This is a genomic window from [Rhizobium] kunmingense (assembly GCF_977018605.1).
The window spans coordinates 2,807,349-2,822,435 of sequence record NZ_CDRNXG010000001.1; the positions used below are offsets into that span (position 1 = coordinate 2,807,349).

At 60.6% G+C, this 15,087-nt stretch carries 18 protein-coding genes; 14 read left to right on the plus strand and 4 right to left on the minus strand.

Features of this window, described 5'->3' with window-relative positions; all coding sequences use genetic code 11:
• The first annotated feature begins 68 nt into the window (after positions 1-68).
• From cysE to AC0JZ4_RS13565, 6 genes are all read left to right on the plus strand, one after another.
• Positions 69-893 carry a serine O-acetyltransferase gene (gene cysE / locus AC0JZ4_RS13540; RefSeq protein WP_471886887.1) on the plus strand — a complete coding sequence of 275 codons (825 nt, stop codon included), beginning with the start codon at positions 69-71 and terminating at the stop codon, positions 891-893.
• Between the two features lie 120 nt (positions 894-1,013).
• Entirely contained in the window at positions 1,014-1,220 is a 207-nt protein-coding gene (locus AC0JZ4_RS13545; RefSeq protein ID WP_471886888.1) for a DUF3126 family protein, read from the plus strand.
• A 411-nt stretch (positions 1,221-1,631) separates the two neighbouring features.
• Positions 1,632-1,985, plus strand: a complete 354-nt coding sequence (gene clpS / locus AC0JZ4_RS13550) for an ATP-dependent Clp protease adapter ClpS (protein ID WP_471887886.1) — start codon at positions 1,632-1,634, stop codon at positions 1,983-1,985.
• Positions 1,986-1,995: 10 nt separating this feature from the next.
• Complete coding sequence (gene clpA, locus AC0JZ4_RS13555; protein WP_471886889.1) at positions 1,996-4,545, plus strand: ATP-dependent Clp protease ATP-binding subunit ClpA; 2,550 nt, start codon at positions 1,996-1,998, stop codon at positions 4,543-4,545.
• A gap of 93 nt (positions 4,546-4,638) precedes the next feature.
• The gene (locus tag AC0JZ4_RS13560) at positions 4,639-5,388 is read left to right on the plus strand and encodes an AzlC family ABC transporter permease (RefSeq protein ID WP_471886890.1); all 750 of its coding nucleotides are present in this window, start codon (positions 4,639-4,641) and stop codon (positions 5,386-5,388) included.
• The gene (locus AC0JZ4_RS13565) at positions 5,385-5,723 is read left to right on the plus strand and encodes an AzlD domain-containing protein (RefSeq protein ID WP_471886891.1); all 339 of its coding nucleotides are present in this window, start codon (positions 5,385-5,387) and stop codon (positions 5,721-5,723) included. The genes AC0JZ4_RS13560 and AC0JZ4_RS13565 overlap by 4 nt, the downstream gene beginning before the upstream one ends.
• Here the strand turns inward: AC0JZ4_RS13565 and AC0JZ4_RS13570 are convergent, their stop codons facing one another.
• Genes AC0JZ4_RS13570 through AC0JZ4_RS13585 form a run of 4 tightly spaced genes read right to left on the minus strand, consistent with a single transcriptional unit; the run spans position 5,724 to position 8,567 of the window.
• A complete protein-coding gene (locus AC0JZ4_RS13570) occupies positions 5,724-6,146 on the minus strand; it encodes an HIT family protein (protein ID WP_471886892.1) in 423 nt (140 codons plus the stop codon).
• A 15-nt stretch (positions 6,147-6,161) separates the two neighbouring features.
• Positions 6,162-7,352: a GNAT family N-acetyltransferase gene (locus AC0JZ4_RS13575; protein WP_471886893.1), complete on the minus strand. Its 1,191-nt coding sequence runs from the start codon at positions 7,350-7,352 to the stop codon at positions 6,162-6,164.
• A 19-nt stretch (positions 7,353-7,371) separates the two neighbouring features.
• Positions 7,372-8,100, minus strand: coding sequence for a glycerophosphodiester phosphodiesterase (locus AC0JZ4_RS13580; RefSeq protein ID WP_471886894.1), 729 nt, complete (start codon positions 8,098-8,100; stop codon positions 7,372-7,374).
• Entirely contained in the window at positions 8,097-8,567 is a 471-nt protein-coding gene (locus AC0JZ4_RS13585; protein WP_471886895.1) for a RidA family protein, read from the minus strand. The genes AC0JZ4_RS13580 and AC0JZ4_RS13585 overlap by 4 nt, the downstream gene beginning before the upstream one ends.
• Positions 8,568-8,677: 110 nt before the next feature.
• Here AC0JZ4_RS13585 and AC0JZ4_RS13590 point away from each other — a divergent pair, with 110 nt between their 5' ends.
• The 8 genes from AC0JZ4_RS13590 to AC0JZ4_RS13625 all read left to right on the plus strand — a co-directional run bounded on the left by AC0JZ4_RS13590 (position 8,678) and on the right by AC0JZ4_RS13625 (position 15,072).
• Positions 8,678-9,526, plus strand: coding sequence for a cell envelope integrity EipB family protein (locus AC0JZ4_RS13590; protein ID WP_471886896.1), 849 nt, complete (start codon positions 8,678-8,680; stop codon positions 9,524-9,526).
• Positions 9,527-9,634: 108 nt separating this feature from the next.
• Positions 9,635-9,826, plus strand: coding sequence for a hypothetical protein (locus AC0JZ4_RS13595; protein ID WP_471886897.1), 192 nt, complete (start codon positions 9,635-9,637; stop codon positions 9,824-9,826).
• Between the two features lie 207 nt (positions 9,827-10,033).
• Positions 10,034-10,801 carry a 30S ribosomal protein S2 gene (rpsB, locus tag AC0JZ4_RS13600; RefSeq protein WP_471886898.1) on the plus strand — a complete coding sequence of 256 codons (768 nt, stop codon included), beginning with the start codon at positions 10,034-10,036 and terminating at the stop codon, positions 10,799-10,801.
• A 247-nt stretch (positions 10,802-11,048) separates the two neighbouring features.
• On the plus strand, positions 11,049-11,975 hold the full coding sequence (tsf, locus tag AC0JZ4_RS13605) for a translation elongation factor Ts (protein WP_471886899.1): 927 nt from the start codon (positions 11,049-11,051) through the stop codon (positions 11,973-11,975).
• A 115-nt stretch (positions 11,976-12,090) separates the two neighbouring features.
• On the plus strand, positions 12,091-12,813 hold the full coding sequence (pyrH, locus tag AC0JZ4_RS13610) for a UMP kinase (RefSeq protein ID WP_471886900.1): 723 nt from the start codon (positions 12,091-12,093) through the stop codon (positions 12,811-12,813).
• Between the two features lie 73 nt (positions 12,814-12,886).
• On the plus strand, positions 12,887-13,447 hold the full coding sequence (gene frr / locus AC0JZ4_RS13615; RefSeq protein ID WP_471886901.1) for a ribosome recycling factor: 561 nt from the start codon (positions 12,887-12,889) through the stop codon (positions 13,445-13,447).
• 48 nt (positions 13,448-13,495) lie between these two features.
• Positions 13,496-14,239: an isoprenyl transferase gene (locus tag AC0JZ4_RS13620; RefSeq protein ID WP_471886902.1), complete on the plus strand. Its 744-nt coding sequence runs from the start codon at positions 13,496-13,498 to the stop codon at positions 14,237-14,239.
• The gene (locus AC0JZ4_RS13625) at positions 14,239-15,072 is read left to right on the plus strand and encodes a phosphatidate cytidylyltransferase (protein WP_471886903.1); all 834 of its coding nucleotides are present in this window, start codon (positions 14,239-14,241) and stop codon (positions 15,070-15,072) included. Before AC0JZ4_RS13620 ends, AC0JZ4_RS13625 begins: the two co-directional genes overlap by 1 nt.
• The last annotated feature ends 15 nt before the right edge of the window (positions 15,073-15,087 follow it).

Sequence of the window (15,087 nt, forward strand, 5' to 3'; positions counted from 1 at the left end):
TTGGTGATCGGGTAAACTTGTTCTATATAATGCTCTCGCAAGACCTGAGAGCGAACAGGGAGTGGGCCATGCCCCCTAGAATGGATATTCGAGCCAAGGACGCCGTCGCGACGGTCGATCCGATCTGGGATACGCTGAAGGAAGAAGCGCGGCTTGCCATCGAGCAGGATCCGCTGCTGGCCGCCTTTCTCTATTCCACGGTGCTGAACCACCGGTCGCTCGAAGAATGTGTCGTGCACCGGATCTGCGAACGTCTCGATCATCCCGATCTGCAGGCCGTTCTCCTGCGTCAGACTTTTATGGAAATGCTGGAAGACTGGCCGGAATGGGGTTCCATCCTGCGCGTCGATATCCAGGCGGTCTATGATCGCGACCCCGCATGCCTGCGCTTCCTCGAGCCGGTGCTCTATTTCAAGGGCTTTCACGCGATCCAGACGCATCGGCTGGCGAACTGGCTCTACAGCCGCGGCCGGCGCGATTTCGCGCTCTATCTGCAGAGCCGTTCTTCGAGCGTCTTCCAGACGGACATCAATCCAGCGGCGACGATCGGCAAGGGCATCTTCCTCGATCACGCAACGGGTCTCGTCGTCGGCGAGACGGCGGTGATCGGCGACAACGTGTCGATCCTGCATGGCGTGACGCTGGGCGGAACCGGCAAGGAAGGCGCCGACCGGCATCCTAAGATCGGTAACGGCGTGCTTATCGGCGCCGGTGCCAAAATCCTCGGCAATATCGAGATCGGCTCCTGCTCGCGCGTGGCGGCCGGTTCGGTCGTGCTGAAGCCGGTACCGTCCAAAACCACCGTTGCCGGCGTGCCGGCCAAGGTGGTGGGCGAGGCGGGCTGCTCGGAGCCTGCGCGCGTGATGGATCAGCTCCTCATGTCCGAGGATTGACGGGGATAAAATTCATTCCAGTTTATGAGCCGGCAGCAATGCGTCTGCCGGCTTTACTTTTGCCGTAGGCCCATGCCACAAGCGGCGGACTTTTAAAGAACAAGCAGACGGAGAGTTCCCGTGAAACCCGATGAAATCAAAAAGATCGACGCTTATTTCAAGCGCCTTCTGAACCCGCAGATCGTGGTCAAGGCACGTCCGCGCAAGAACGATTCGGCCGAGGTCTATCTCGGCGAAGAATTCCTCGGTGTCGTTTATATCGACGATGAGGATGGCGAGCGCTCCTACAATTTCTCGATGGCGATCCTCGACGTCGATCTCGACTGATATCGCGCCGTAACGGATGCTTGAGCGGGCCTTTCGGGGCCCGTTTTTGATTCTCCGTTGCGGCTGAGCCGACGGACGCGGTTGCGCCACCCTTGTAAGGCACGGACCGCATCACCATAAATAGGGAGCGGCCAGTCAGGCCGCCTCTGTGAGCTTGGCCTCACACCGTTTTCCAATGCACGTTCGATGCATGGTCGCACCTGATAATCGTCAGGTGTGGGCGCGCATGATTTGCATTTGACCGGGTGATGGGTGTTAATTCTTGCGGGTTGGACCGGGCTCTGGCGGAATAGTGATTGCACCGCCGCAAAGGGGGCTTAAAATCCGTGTCCAATAGATTAAGTTAGTAAGACTGGAGTTCGGTGGATCGCAGCTTCTAACGCGGTCGCCGGCACCTGGGGATGAAGAATGATGATCGCACTGCCGATCTCGATGCAAAACGAAAAAGGTGATGACGGGGATAAGACCGGCCGCGGCACCTCGGTTATCACGCGCACGAAGCCGAAGACGAAACGTCCGAACCTGTATCGCGTACTCCTTCTGAATGACGACTACACTCCCATGGATTTCGTCATCCATATTCTGGAACGGTTCTTCCAGAAGGATTCGGAGGAGGCGACGCGGATCATGTTGCAAGTGCACAAGAACGGCGTCGGTGAATGCGGTATCTATACCTACGAGGTAGCGGAGACCAAGGTGAGCCAGGTGATGGATTTCGCCAGACAGCATCAGCATCCGCTACAGTGTGTCATGGAAAAGAAGTGAGGAACCCGACGTGCCCACATTTTCGCCTAGTCTTGAAAAGGCGCTGCACCAGGCACTGACCTTCGCCAACGAGCGGCATCACGAATATGCCACGCTCGAACACCTGCTTCTCGCGTTGATCGACGACGCGGATGCGGCGGCGGTCATGGGCGCTTGTAACGTCAACCTTGAAAACCTGCGCAAGACGGTTGCCGACTATGTCGACAACGAACTTGCCAACCTCGTGACCGGCTATGACGAAGATAGCAAGCCGACATCCGGCTTCCAGCGCGTCATCCAGCGGGCCGTTATTCACGTCCAATCTTCCGGTCGCGAAGAGGTGACCGGTGCCAACGTGCTCGTCGCAATCTTTGCCGAGCGCGAAAGCCATGCCGCGTTCTTCCTGCAGGAGCAGGAAATGACGCGCTATGACGCGGTCAACTATATAAGCCACGGTATCGGCAAACGGCCGGGGTCCTCCCAGGCACGCACGCCGCGCGGTTCGGAAGAGCCGGATGCGGAGGCCAAGCCTTCGCGTGGCGGCGAGCCGGACGACGGCTCGGCCAAGAAGCCGGCCGACGCGCTGAAGGCCTATTGCGTCAACCTCAACGACAAGGCCAGGGATGGCCGGATCGATCCGCTGATCGGCCGCCATTCCGAGGTCAATCGGACGATCCAGGTCCTGTGCCGCAGATCCAAGAACAACCCGCTCTACGTGGGTGATCCGGGCGTCGGCAAGACGGCGATCGCCGAAGGTCTCGCCAAGCGCATCGTCGAAGGCAAGGTGCCGGAAGCGCTGCAGGATGCGACGATCTTCTCGCTCGACATGGGCACGCTGCTCGCCGGCACGCGCTATCGCGGTGACTTCGAGGAGCGCCTGAAGCAGGTGGTCAAGGAACTGGAAGATTTTCCAGGTGCGGTGCTGTTCATCGACGAGATCCACACCGTCATCGGTGCGGGTGCGACGTCGGGCGGCGCCATGGATGCGTCCAACCTGTTGAAGCCGGCTTTGTCCTCCGGACAGATCCGCTGCATCGGTTCGACCACCTACAAGGAATACCGCCAGTTCTTCGAAAAGGACCGGGCCCTGGTCCGACGCTTCCAGAAGATCGACGTCAACGAGCCGTCGATCGTCGACGCGATCGAGATCATGAAGGGTCTGAAGCCCTATTTCGAGGACTACCACAAGCTTCGCTACACCAACGAGGCGATCAAGTCGGCCGTCGAACTGTCGGCCCGCTACATCTCCGACCGCAAGCTGCCGGACAAGGCGATCGACGTGATCGACGAGACCGGTGCGGCGCAAATGCTGCTGCCGGCCTCCAAGCGCCGCAAGCTGATCACCGAGAAGGAGATCGAAGCCACCATCGCGACGATGGCGCGCATTCCGCCCAAGACCGTTTCCAAGGATGACGAGGCCGTTCTCGCCAACCTGGAGAAGGAACTGCGGTCTGTCGTCTACGGTCAGGATGCGGCGATCGAGGCGCTTTCGACGGCGATCAAGCTGGCACGTGCCGGCCTGCGCGAACCGAACAAGCCGATCGGCTCCTACGTCTTTTCCGGTCCGACAGGCGTCGGCAAGACGGAAGTGGCCAAGCAGCTCGCCGCGTCGCTGGGTGTCGAACTGCTGCGCTTCGACATGTCGGAATATATGGAACGCCACACGGTCTCGCGACTGCTCGGTGCGCCTCCCGGCTATGTCGGCTTCGATCAGGGCGGTCTGCTGACCGATCAGGTCGATCAGCATCCGCACAGCGTTCTGCTGCTCGACGAGATCGAGAAGGCGCATCCGGATATCTACAATATCCTCTTGCAGGTCATGGACCATGGTTCGCTGACAGACCACAACGGCAAGAAGATCGACTTCCGCAACGTCATCCTGATCATGACGACCAATGCGGGCGCTTCGGAAATGGCCAAGGCCGCCTTCGGCTTCGGCTCCTCCAAGCGTACCGGCGAAGACGAGGAGGCGCTCAACCGCCTGTTCACGCCGGAATTCCGCAATCGTCTCGACGCGACGATCCCGTTCGCGCCGTTGCCGACGGAAGTCATCCATCAGGTCGTCCAGAAGTTCGTCATGCAGCTGGAAACCCAGCTGTCCGAGCGCAACATCACGTTCGACCTGCAGGAAAATGCGATCGCATGGCTTGCCGAGCGGGGTTACGACGAGAAGATGGGCGCACGTCCGCTGTCTCGCGTGATCCAGGAGCATATCAAGAAGCCGCTTGCCAACGAGATCCTGTTCGGGGCTCTGCGCAAGGGCGGTGTGGTGCGCGTTTCCGTCGGCAAGGACGAAAACGGCAAGGACAAGCTGGTGCTCGATTCCATCCCGGAAGCCGTGCCGGTGAAGCCGAAGCCGGAGGCCGAGGTCGAAGAGGCCAAGGAAGAGGCGAAGGCCAAGGTCGCAAAGCCGAAGGCTGCCAAGAAGTCCGCACCGAAGGCGAAGGACGGGGCAAAGCCGTCCGCCAAGGGTGGCAGCTCCGCCAAGGCCAAGGCTGCCGATGACGGCGACGTGATTGCCGAAGACGCGCCCAAGCCGCGCAAAGGCAGCACCGTGCCGCGGGTGCCGAAAGCCAAGTAATCGGCTCATATCGTTTGAAATGAAGATGCCGGGCTTGTCCCGGCATCTTTGTGTTTGTAGGCATGTGTTCGGGTAACAGCGAATGGAATGCCGATGTCCGCAGAGCGCGATGAGCGCGGCAGTTTGAGTTGGTGTCTGACGGGCATGCGCGGCGTCCTGTCGCTTCCTGCCATCATCCTGATGACGTCCTATGTCGGTTTCAGCGCCTTTGCGCTGCAGGCTGGGCTGACGCGCGCCGAGGCGGTGATCATGACGCTCGGCGTCTGGGCCTTGCCGTCTCAGATGATCCTTGTCGGCTCCATGCTCGGCGGTGCCAATATAGCGGCGTCCTTCCTGGCCGTGACGCTTTCCGCTATCCGCATGATGCCGATGGTGGCGTCGATCGTGCCGGACATGCGCACGCCGAAGACGCCGGTGTGGAAACTGCTGTTCCTGTCGCATTTCATCGCCATCACCTCCTGGGTGTTCGCCACGATGCGTCTCGGCGATGTGCCGCGCGAGCATCGCGTCGCCTTCTTCGCCGGATTTGCGATCACGCTGACCTGCGCCAATTCAGCGATCGTCGGCATCAGCTACGGTATCGTCTCGCAGTTTCCGCCGGTCGTCGCCGGTGCGCTGTTCATGCTGACGCCGGTCTATTTCATCTCGTCGATCTGGGCGAGTGCGCGGCAATTCGTCGTCAAGCTCGCCTTCATCATCGGTATTGTCGCCGGTCCGCTGCTTGCGCTCGTCGTGCCGCAATTCGACGTGCTGATCGCCGGTATCGGCGGTGGCACGATAGCCTATCTGATCGACCGCTACCGCCGTAGACGGGCCGCCGGCCAGCGGGAGGCGGCGCGATGATCGAGGAATACTGGACCTATGTGCTGATCGTCGTTGCCGGCTTCATCGCAACCGATTTCTGGCGCTGGCTAGGGGTTCTCGCCGGCAACCGGCTGAACGAGGAATCGGAAGCGCTGAACTGGGTGAGGGCGGTTGCGACCGCGCTGGTGATGGCGGTCACGGCAAAGCTGATCGTCTTTCCGACCGGTACGCTGGCCGATTCGCCGCTCTGGCTGCGGCTTGCCGCGGCCGGGCTCGGCTTCGGGTTGTTTCTTCTTACCGGAAAGAAGGTGGCGGTCGGCGTCATCGCGCCGATCGCCATTCTCGTGGTCGGTCTTTATCTCGTCGCGCCCTGATCAGGCGCCGAGCGCCGTGATCACCTTTTTCGCATTCGCCGCCAAAACGGCATGATCTTCCATGGCGCCCGTATGCGGCTTCAGGCCGGCACCCTCGTAGCGCGGAATAATGTGGAAGTGCAGGTGATAGACGGTCTGGCCGGCCGCCGGTTCGTTGAACTGGGTGACGGTGATGCCGTCCGCCTCAAACGCTTCCCTGGCGGCATTGGCGAGTGTCTGCACGATCGGGATCAGTTTCGACAGAACGGCCGGGTCCGCATCGAGGATATTGCGCGACGGTGCCTTGGGGATCACCAGGAGGTGACCGGCGGATTGCGGCATCACATCCATGAAGGCCAGCGTATCGGCATCCTCATAGACCTTGTGGCAGGGGAATTCGCCACGCAGGATTTTTGCGAAGATGTTGGTGTCGTCATAGCTCATGGGTGTTCTTCTCCTTCAATCGTCCTGCTGCCGCTCGCCCTTGCGGAAGGGGCTGTGCTCGGTGAGGTATTCGTTCATGTGCTCGACGTCGTCGCGCTCTCGTTCGAGGTAATCGGCGATGGCGTTTCGAAGACCCGGATGGGCGATGTAGTGCATCGAGTGGGTGGTGACGGGAAGGTAGCCGCGGGCGAGTTTGTGCTCTCCTTGCGCGCCGGCTTCCACGCGTTTCAAGCCGTTCTTCAGGGCGAAATCGATTGCCTGATGGTAGCAGACCTCGAAATGCAGGAAGGGGTGATCCTCGATGCATCCCCAATGGCGGCCGTAGAGCGCATCCCCTCCGATGAAGTTGATGGCGCCTGCGACATAGCGGCCATCACGCTTGGCCATGACCAGCAGGATATCGTCCGGCATGCGCTCGCCGATCAGCGAATAGAATGTTCGCGTCAGGTAAGGCCGGCCCCATTTGCGGCCGCCGGTATCCATGTAAAAGGCGAAGAACTGGTCCCAGATCTCCTCGTTGAGGTCGCTGCCGGTCAGCCAGTCGATCGAGATACCGTTTTCGAGTGCTGAGCGCCGTTCCTTCTTAAGCGCCTTGCGCTTTCTCGAGGCGAGCGTTTCGAGGAAGGCATCGTGATCGGCATAGCCGTCATTGATGAAGTGGAATTGCTGGTCGGTACGGTGCAGGTAGCCGCTGTCGTCGAAGGCCTCGATCTCGGTCTCCGGCGCGAAGGTGACATGTGCCGAGGATATGCCGAGCTGACGTGTCACTTCCTGGAGACCTGCCGCAAGCGTTGCCTGCGTGACGTCACGGTCATAGCCGGCCGAGACCAGAAGCCGCGGGCCGGTGGCCGGTGTAAACGGGATGGCGCATTGTAGTTTCGGATAATAGCGGCCGCCGGCGCGCTCGAAGGCATCGGCCCAGCCGTGGTCGAAAACGTATTCGCCCTGACTGTGGCTTTTCAGGTAGCCGGGAATGGCGCCGATGAGGTCGCCTTTCTCGTTTTCCAGCAGGATGTGGTGGCCCAGCCAGCCGGACTTGGCCGTTGCCGACCCCGATTCCTCCAGAGCCGACAGGTAGGCATGCGAGAGAAACGGATTGTAGGGTACGTCCGATGAGGACTTCGAGGTGCCTGCAAGCCGCGACCAGCTTTCAAGACTGATCGCGGCAAAGGACTTTTCGATGCGGATGGTCAGGTTTGAGGTCATTCCTGATTATTACGACTTTCTAGCGGGCTGTAACCTCTTTGGGGTTGAAGCCTTCAAAGGTGATCTGATCGCCGTGAAGATAGCTATGAACGAGCGCATTTTCATCCCTGACCGTCCAGGTGATCACCGTTTTTCCAGACTGTCTCTGGGCGGTGATGAAGGAGTTCGGCAGGTCCGGCCAGTGGTAGGAGACGAAATCCAGCCCGAGCTGCATGGCCTCGTCGTGCTGGAAGAATTCTTCCGGCTTGTCGCCCATGGCTGTAAGGCCGAGCGGGTAGGGCGCTTCGACCCGCTTCAGGTCACGCAGGATGTGGTGGTCGAAGCTCATCAGCGCGACCTTGCCCTGATAGCCTTCCAGCACTTCCAGAACGTCTTCGACGAAACCGTCGTCTTCCGCCGCCGTTCGCCCCTTGATCTCGATGACCAGAGGCACGCGGCCAGCGACGAGAGCGAGCATCTGCTTCAAGGTCGGGATGCGGTCCGACGTGCCGCCGACGGCGAGCATGCCGAGTTCGGCGGCGGTGCGTTCGCGAACGTCGCCCGGGATGCCGCAGACGCGGTCCAGCTTGTCGTCATGAAAGACCATGGGGATGCTGTCGGCCGAGAGCTGCAGATCGCATTCGATGGCAAAGCCTGATTCCACGGCGCGCGTGAAGGCCGAGAGCGTGTTCTCCCAGACCTTGTCGTTCATGTCGTGATAGCCGCGATGGGCGATCGCTACGTCCTTGATCCATGATGCGGATGTCATGCTGCGATCTCGATGACGGCTTCGATTTCGACGGCTGCATTCATCGGCAGGGCGGCCATGCCGACGGCGGCGCGGGCGTGCTTGCCGGCTTCGCCAAGCACGTTGGCGACGAGGTTCGACGCGCCGTTGGTGACGATATGCTGATCGGTAAAGCCGGGGGCCGAGGCGACGAAGCTCGACAGCTTGACGACGCGCTTGATCTTGCCGAGGTCACCGCCGAGGGCAGCCTTGGCCTGCGAGAGAATGTTGATGGCGCAGAGTTCGGCAGCGCGGCTTGCGGTCGCGACATCGACATCCTTGCCAACGAGACCGGTGATCGCGAGCTTGCCATTCTCGGTCGGCAACTGGCCGGAGATGTAGAGCATGTTGCCGCTGATGACGTAGGATACGTAATTGGCGGCCGGTGCGGCGGCCTCCGGAAGCGTAATCCCAAGTTCGGCAAGGCGGCTGTCGATGGCGCTGGACATTTCAGTCTCCGGTTTTGTTGTCAAACATTCAAAAATCCTGCATCAAGGCCATAACCTTGACTGATGGCGTTCTTATAACAGCCAATCTTGAGTCCAACAGGAGAATATGAATGCTGCGCACGAGCCTCGGGATATTTCTTGTCGGCACCCTCGGCACGTCATCAGCTTTCGCTGCTCCCTTCAATGCGGAAAGTGCCGCGCGGCTGCTCGTTCCCCATCGTGCTGTCTATGACCTGAAGCTCAAGGATGCCTCGGAGCGTTCCGGCATCGAGGGCATGTTCGGTCGCATGGTCTACGAATTCAACGGCTCCGCATGCACAGGCTTCACCACGTCCTTCCGGCTGGTGACGAAGATCAGTACGGGCGAGGAGACCCGCGTCAGCGACCAGCAGACCAAGACGTTCGAGGACCTCTCTGCCAGGCAGTTCCATTTCGAGACCAAGTCGTTCACCGACGAACAGCTGGACAAGGATGTGAGCGGCGATGCGAGCCAGGCGGATGACGGGTTGAAGGTGGAGATTCGCGGTCAGGGGACGCGCGAAGTCGAACTGCCTGCCAGCGATTTCCCCACCGGCCACACGATCGACATCATTCGCAATGCCAAGGAGGGCAAGCGGATTTTCGAGACTCGGGTATTCGACGGTTCGGAGGACGGCGATCAGTCGCTTATGACCTCGACCGTGGTCGGCAAGGCGGAGCGGCCGCAGAAGGGCGACGTCGATGCCGACAAGGCCGGCGAATTCGCCAAGGCATCCTACTGGCCGGTGACGGTGGCTTATTTCAACGACGGCGCTGCGGGTGATCCGACGCCCGTCTACAACATGTCGTTCAAGCTCTATGAAAACGGCATTACCCGCGACCTGACCATGGATTACGGTGATTTCTCGCTGTCGGGAAGCCTCGTCAACCTCGAGGTCCTGAAACCCGTGCAGGACCCTTGCCCGGCGGCGGTGCGATAAGGAAACGGCGCTTTTACCAGTCTTGGCGGTTGTGCCGCGGGTGCTTGTGTCAGTTCTCGACACTGTCGATGAACCATGTCTCTATGCCGGCCGCATAAGGAGTGATTCATGGCATTGATCGGTTTCAAGACCACCCACAATCAGGAGATCTACATCAATCCGGCGCAGATCCTCTACGTCATGCCGTTCGAGGAAGGCGTCACGATCGTGGCTTTTGCGGCGTCGGGCGGCAGTGGTCAGCCGCACTCGGTCTATGTCCGCGGGCATGTCGACCAGGTGCGCCAGAAGCTCGGCACCTGAGGCTTCCTTCGGCTGCCCCCTCATGCTTCGGGCGGAAACTGTCCTGCGGCCCTTGCTTTTTGGTTTCTTGCCCTGTATGGGCAGCGACATTCCACACGCAAGGCATGGGGTGGTCCGGGAGAAATCCGGATCGTTCCGCCCGGTGGCATTCTGAATTAAGAGTGCTGTTCGCCTTGCGGGGGTTCAACCGGAAAAGGATAACTAGGCATGGCATTGCCCGATTTCTCTATGCGTCAGCTTCTCGAAGCAGGCGTCCACTTCGGCCACCAGACGCACCGCTGGAACCCGAAGATGAAGCCGTACATCTTCGGCGACCGCAGCAACATCCACATCATCGACCTGGCTCAGACCGTTCCGATGCTGTCGCGCGCCCTTCAGGTCGTGTCCGACACCGTCGCCCGTGGCGGCCGCGTTCTGTTCGTCGGCACGAAGCGTCAGGCTTCCGAGCTGATCGCCGATTCGGCCAAGCGTTCTGCCCAGTACTACGTCAACTCGCGTTGGCTCGGCGGCATGATGACCAACTGGAAGACCATTTCGAACTCGATCGCCCGTCTGCGCAAGCTCGACGAGATCCTGGCTTCGGAACAGTCCGGCTACAACAAGAAAGAGCGCCTGAACCTCGAGCGCGAGCGCGAGAAGCTTGAAAAGGCTCTCGGCGGTATCCGCGACATGGGCGGCGTTCCGGACCTGATGTTCATCATCGACACGAACAAGGAAAAGATCGCGATCGAAGAAGCCAAGCGCCTGGGTATCCCGGTCGTTGCCGTCATCGACTCGAACTGCGATCCGGACCAGATCGACTACGCAATTCCGGGCAACGACGACGCTTCGCGCGCCATCGCTCTGTACTGCGACCTGATCGCCCGCGCTGCCATCGACGGCATCGCTCGCCAGCAGGGCGCTTCCGGTCGTGACCTCGGCGCCTCCGCCGAAGCTCCGATCGAGCCGGCTCTCGAAGGCGAAGCCGAAGCCTGAGTTGAAGTCGGAGCGAGATCCTCGCTCCCGCTTTTCCCATTCGACCGAGGCCAGAGAGACGATCCCTGGCCTCGGTCTGTTTCAAAGACCCTGTCTGCCGATGATCCAGCGGATCGCGGCTTAAGGCTTAAAGGGGCCGGGGCGATCTTCATCACCCTGTCATACTTCCGGGTACATTCGTTCCCAAAACCTTGAGTTCGCCGAGGTTTTCCGGCGAGACGCAACATGAACCGACAAGAGGCTCACAATGGCTGAAATCACCGCTGCACTGGTGAAGGAACTGCGCGAAAAGTCCGGCGCAGGCATGATGGACTGCAAGAAGGCGCTGACCGAGAACAACGGCGACATCGAAGCGGCAATCGACTGGCTGCGCGCCAAGGGCATCGCCAAGGCCGACAAGAAGTCGGGCCGCACGGCTGCTGAAGGCCTGATCGGCGTCGCTTCTGCCGGCACCAAGGCTGTTGTTGTCGAAATCAACTCCGAAACCGACTTCGTTGCCCGTAACGATGCCTTCCAGGGCATGGTTCGCGGCGTAGCCGACGTTGCACTCACCACCGACGGTACCGTTGAAGCCGTTGGCGCTGCGATCTACCCGGAAACCGGCAAGTCGGTAACCGACACGATCAAGGACGCTGTCGCCACGATCGGCGAGAACATGAACCTGCGTCGTTCGGCAGCTCTCGAAGTCGAAGACGGCGTCGTCGCCACCTACATCCACAACGCTGCTGCCGACCGTCTGGGCAAGCTCGGCGTTCTGGTCGCGCTGAAGTCGACCGGCGACAAGGAAGCCCTGAACGCCATCGGCCGCCAGGTTGCCATGCACATCGCTGCAACGGCTCCGCTCGCCATCCGTTCGGAAGAAGTCGATGCTGCCGTCGCCGAGCGCGAACGCAACGTCTTCATCGAACAGTCGCGCGAATCCGGCAAGCCGGAAGCCATCATCGAAAAGATGGTCGAAGGCCGCATGCGCAAGTTCTTCGAAGAAGTAGCCCTTCTTTCGCAGGCTTTCGTCATTAATCCGGACCTGACGGTCGGTGAAGCCGTCAAGGCTGCCGAGAAGGAAGTCGGCGCGCCGATCGAAGTCACCGGCATGGCACGTCTTCTGCTCGGCGAAGGCGTCGACAAGGAAGAAACCGACTTCGCAGCCGAAGTCGCAGCTGCCGCAAAGGGCTGATTTCCTCCGCATTAGCGGTGAAAAGAACGAGGGCACCGGTGACAAGCCGGTGCCCTTCGTGTATCCGCAACCCGTTTGATCTCTCCGTTCAGTCCTGCTTTTTCAAGGAGCCGTCATGTCGTCCCAGCCCATTTACAAACGTGTTCTTCTCAAGGCCTCCGGCGAGGCGCTGATGGGCAGTCAGGGGTTCGGCATCGATGTCGCGGTAGCTGATCGCATCGCATCCGACATCGCCGAAGCCCGCCGCATGGGTGTCGAGGTCGGCGTCGTGGTCGGCGGCGGCAACATTTTTCGCGGCGTCGCCGTGGCATCCAAGGGCGGCGATCGGGTTACCGGCGACCATATGGGCATGCTGGCGACCGTCATCAATGCGCTGGCGCTTGCCACATCGCTGCGCAAGCTCGACATCGATACCGTCGTCCTCTCGGCCATCGCCATGCCGGAAATCTGCGAAAGCTTCTCCCAGCGCCAGGCGCTGCACCACATGGCCCAGGGCCGCGTGGTGATCTTTGCCGGCGGTACCGGCAATCCGTTCTTCACCACCGATTCGGCTGCAGCGCTGCGCGCGGCGGAAATCGGTGCACAGGCAATCTTCAAGGGCACCCAGGTCGACGGCATCTATTCCGCCGATCCGAAGAAGGATCCGAACGCGACGCGCTTCGACACGCTTACCCATAGCGAAGTACTCGACAAGGGGCTGGCCGTGATGGATGTCGCGGCCGTTGCGCTGGCGCGTGAAAACCACATTCCGATCGTCGTCTTCTCGATCCACGAGGCGGGCGGCTTTACCCAAATCTTGACCGGTGGTGGCCGCAAGACCATCGTATCAGACAACTGACAATCTACAGCGGTCGTTTTCCCGATTCTCGAAGCCGGGCAGGGCCGCCAATGACAAGACGGGAGTTCTTACCATGAGCGGATCAGTCGATCTCAACGATATCAAGCGCCGCATGGACGGCGCGATCAACGCGTTCAAGAGCGATATTGCGTCGCTGCGCACCGGCCGTGCATCCGCCAATGTCCTCGACCCGGTGACGGTCGATGCCTACGGTTCGCGCGTACCGCTCAACCAGGTGGCCAACATCACCGTGCCTGAGCCGCGCATGCTCGGCGTGTCGATCTGGGACAAGTCGATGGTCGCTGCCGTCGAGCGCGGTATCCGCGAATCGAATCTCGGCCTCAACCCGATCGTCGATGGTCAAAACCTGCGCATCCCGCTGCCGGAACTCAACGAAGAGCGCCGCAAGTCGCTGGTCAAGGTTGCCCATGATTATGCCGAAAAGGCGAAGGTCGCCGCACGGCATGTGCGCCGTGACGGCATGGAAGGCCTGAAAAAAGCCGAAAAGGATGGCGTAATCGGTCAGGACGAAAGCCGTTCGCAGTCGGACAAGGTCCAGAAGATGACTGACGATACGATTTCTGAAGTCGACCGCTTGCTTGCGGATAAGGAAAAGGAAATCATGCAGGTATAGTGCCTGCATGTGTTGCCTGCCTTTGCTGCTGAAGGAAATGCATAGGATATGCTGACGCCAGACATTGCCATCATCCCGGATCACGTTGCCATCATCATGGATGGCAATGGACGGTGGGCCAACAAGCGCGGCCTCGGCCGCACGATGGGGCACAGCAAGGGGGTAGAAGCCGTCAAGGAGAGTGTCCGGACGGCCGGTGAGCTCGGCATCAAGTACCTGACGCTGTTCGCCTTCTCGTCGGAGAACTGGAACAGGCCGGAAGCCGAGGTCAACGACCTCATGGGGCTTCTGCGCCGCTTCATCCGCCGCGACCTTGCCGAGCTGCATCGCGAGAATGTGCGGGTCAAGGTGATCGGCGAGCGCGAAAAGCTGCGCGGCGATCTCCTGCCGCTGCTGCTGGAGGCAGAGGAAACGACGAAGGACAATACCGGCCTGACGGTGGTGATCGCCTTCAATTACGGCTCGCGCGACGAAATCGCACGGGCGATGGCGAAGATCGCGTCCAAGGTAAAGGCCGGCCTGATCTTGCCCGAGGCGATCGGACCGGACTTGATCAACGATCACCTCGACACGGCAGGCATCCCTGATCCGGACCTGATCATCCGTACGAGCGGGGAAGAGCGGCTTTCCAACTTTCTTCTGTGGCAGGCCGCCTATTCGGAATTCGTCTTCCTTCCCGACTACTGGCCGGATTTCAACCGCAGTCTCTTCGTCGAGGCGCTGAAGATCTACGCTTCGCGCGATCGGCGCTTCGGGGGGCTGACGGCAATACCTGCCGCTGTTGTCGGATAATGAGCCGCGAACTCAAGCTTCGGACCCTGTCGGCGATCGTGCTGGCCGCCATCGTGCTGGCCTCGACCTGGTATGGCGGCGCGGCGTTCAGCCTGGTCGCCGCAGTCATCGCGCCGCTCGTCTATTACGAATGGTCGACCATCACGCGGCTTGCCGAGCAGAGCTTCAAGGCGAATGCCTTCGGCTGGCTGGTCATCGTCCTGATCTCGATCGATATCGTGTTCGGCGGCTCCGAGCTCGCCATGCCGCTGCTCGGCGGCGGCCTTGTCACGACCATGCTGCTTGCCGCGTTCGGCCGGGTCTCCTGGTGGTTGCCGGGCGGGGTCGTCTACGCGGGCCTCAGCGGTGTGGCGCTTGTTGCCATCCGCGGCGATAATCAGGCCGGTCTCGTCGCCACCCTGTTCGTCTTCGCCGTCGTCTGGGCGACCGATATCCTTGCCTATTTCTTCGGTCGCGCGATCGGCGGGCCGAAGCTTGCGCCGCGCATCTCGCCCGGCAAGACCTGGTCTGGAGCGATCGGCGGTACGCTGTCGGGCATCGCGGCAAGTTCGCTTCTGACGCTCGGCGTTTTCTCCCGTCTGTCTCTGTGGACCGTGGCGCTCGCCTTCCTGCTGTCGGTCGCCAGTCAGATCGGCGATCTGTTCGAGTCCTTCATCAAGCGCCGTTTCGGCGTGAAGGATTCCAGTCATCTGATCCCCGGTCACGGTGGCGTGATGGACCGCGTCGATGGGCTTGTGTTTGCCTGCTTTGCAGTGTTTCTGCTGACACTTGTGGATACCGCGATGAAGGGCCATGTTATCGGCTCTGTCGCTGCCTTCATCTTCGGGCTCTGATGTCCGCGGCTGCTT

Excerpts from the sequence above, each read along its gene's own strand:
- tsf (WP_471886899.1), top strand. The coding sequence starts at position 11,049 with ATGGCTGAAATCACCGCTGCACTGGTGAAGGAACTGCGCGAAAAGTCC.
- AC0JZ4_RS13580 (WP_471886894.1), bottom strand. The coding sequence starts at position 8,100 with ATGACATCCGCATCATGGATCAAGGACGTAGCGATCGCCCATCGCGGC.
- AC0JZ4_RS13560 (WP_471886890.1), top strand. The coding sequence starts at position 4,639 with ATGTCCGCAGAGCGCGATGAGCGCGGCAGTTTGAGTTGGTGTCTGACG.
- AC0JZ4_RS13585 (WP_471886895.1), bottom strand. The coding sequence starts at position 8,567 with ATGTCCAGCGCCATCGACAGCCGCCTTGCCGAACTTGGGATTACGCTT.
- AC0JZ4_RS13620 (WP_471886902.1), top strand. The coding sequence starts at position 13,496 with ATGCTGACGCCAGACATTGCCATCATCCCGGATCACGTTGCCATCATC.
- pyrH (WP_471886900.1), top strand. The coding sequence starts at position 12,091 with ATGTCGTCCCAGCCCATTTACAAACGTGTTCTTCTCAAGGCCTCCGGC.
- frr (WP_471886901.1), top strand. The coding sequence starts at position 12,887 with ATGAGCGGATCAGTCGATCTCAACGATATCAAGCGCCGCATGGACGGC.
- clpS (WP_471887886.1), top strand. The coding sequence starts at position 1,632 with ATGATCGCACTGCCGATCTCGATGCAAAACGAAAAAGGTGATGACGGG.
- AC0JZ4_RS13590 (WP_471886896.1), top strand. The coding sequence starts at position 8,678 with ATGCTGCGCACGAGCCTCGGGATATTTCTTGTCGGCACCCTCGGCACG.
- AC0JZ4_RS13565 (WP_471886891.1), top strand. The coding sequence starts at position 5,385 with ATGATCGAGGAATACTGGACCTATGTGCTGATCGTCGTTGCCGGCTTC.
- cysE (WP_471886887.1), top strand. The coding sequence starts at position 69 with ATGCCCCCTAGAATGGATATTCGAGCCAAGGACGCCGTCGCGACGGTC.
- AC0JZ4_RS13595 (WP_471886897.1), top strand. The coding sequence starts at position 9,635 with ATGGCATTGATCGGTTTCAAGACCACCCACAATCAGGAGATCTACATC.
- rpsB (WP_471886898.1), top strand. The coding sequence starts at position 10,034 with ATGGCATTGCCCGATTTCTCTATGCGTCAGCTTCTCGAAGCAGGCGTC.
- AC0JZ4_RS13570 (WP_471886892.1), bottom strand. The coding sequence starts at position 6,146 with ATGAGCTATGACGACACCAACATCTTCGCAAAAATCCTGCGTGGCGAA.
- AC0JZ4_RS13625 (WP_471886903.1), top strand. The coding sequence starts at position 14,239 with ATGAGCCGCGAACTCAAGCTTCGGACCCTGTCGGCGATCGTGCTGGCC.
- AC0JZ4_RS13575 (WP_471886893.1), bottom strand. The coding sequence starts at position 7,352 with ATGACCTCAAACCTGACCATCCGCATCGAAAAGTCCTTTGCCGCGATC.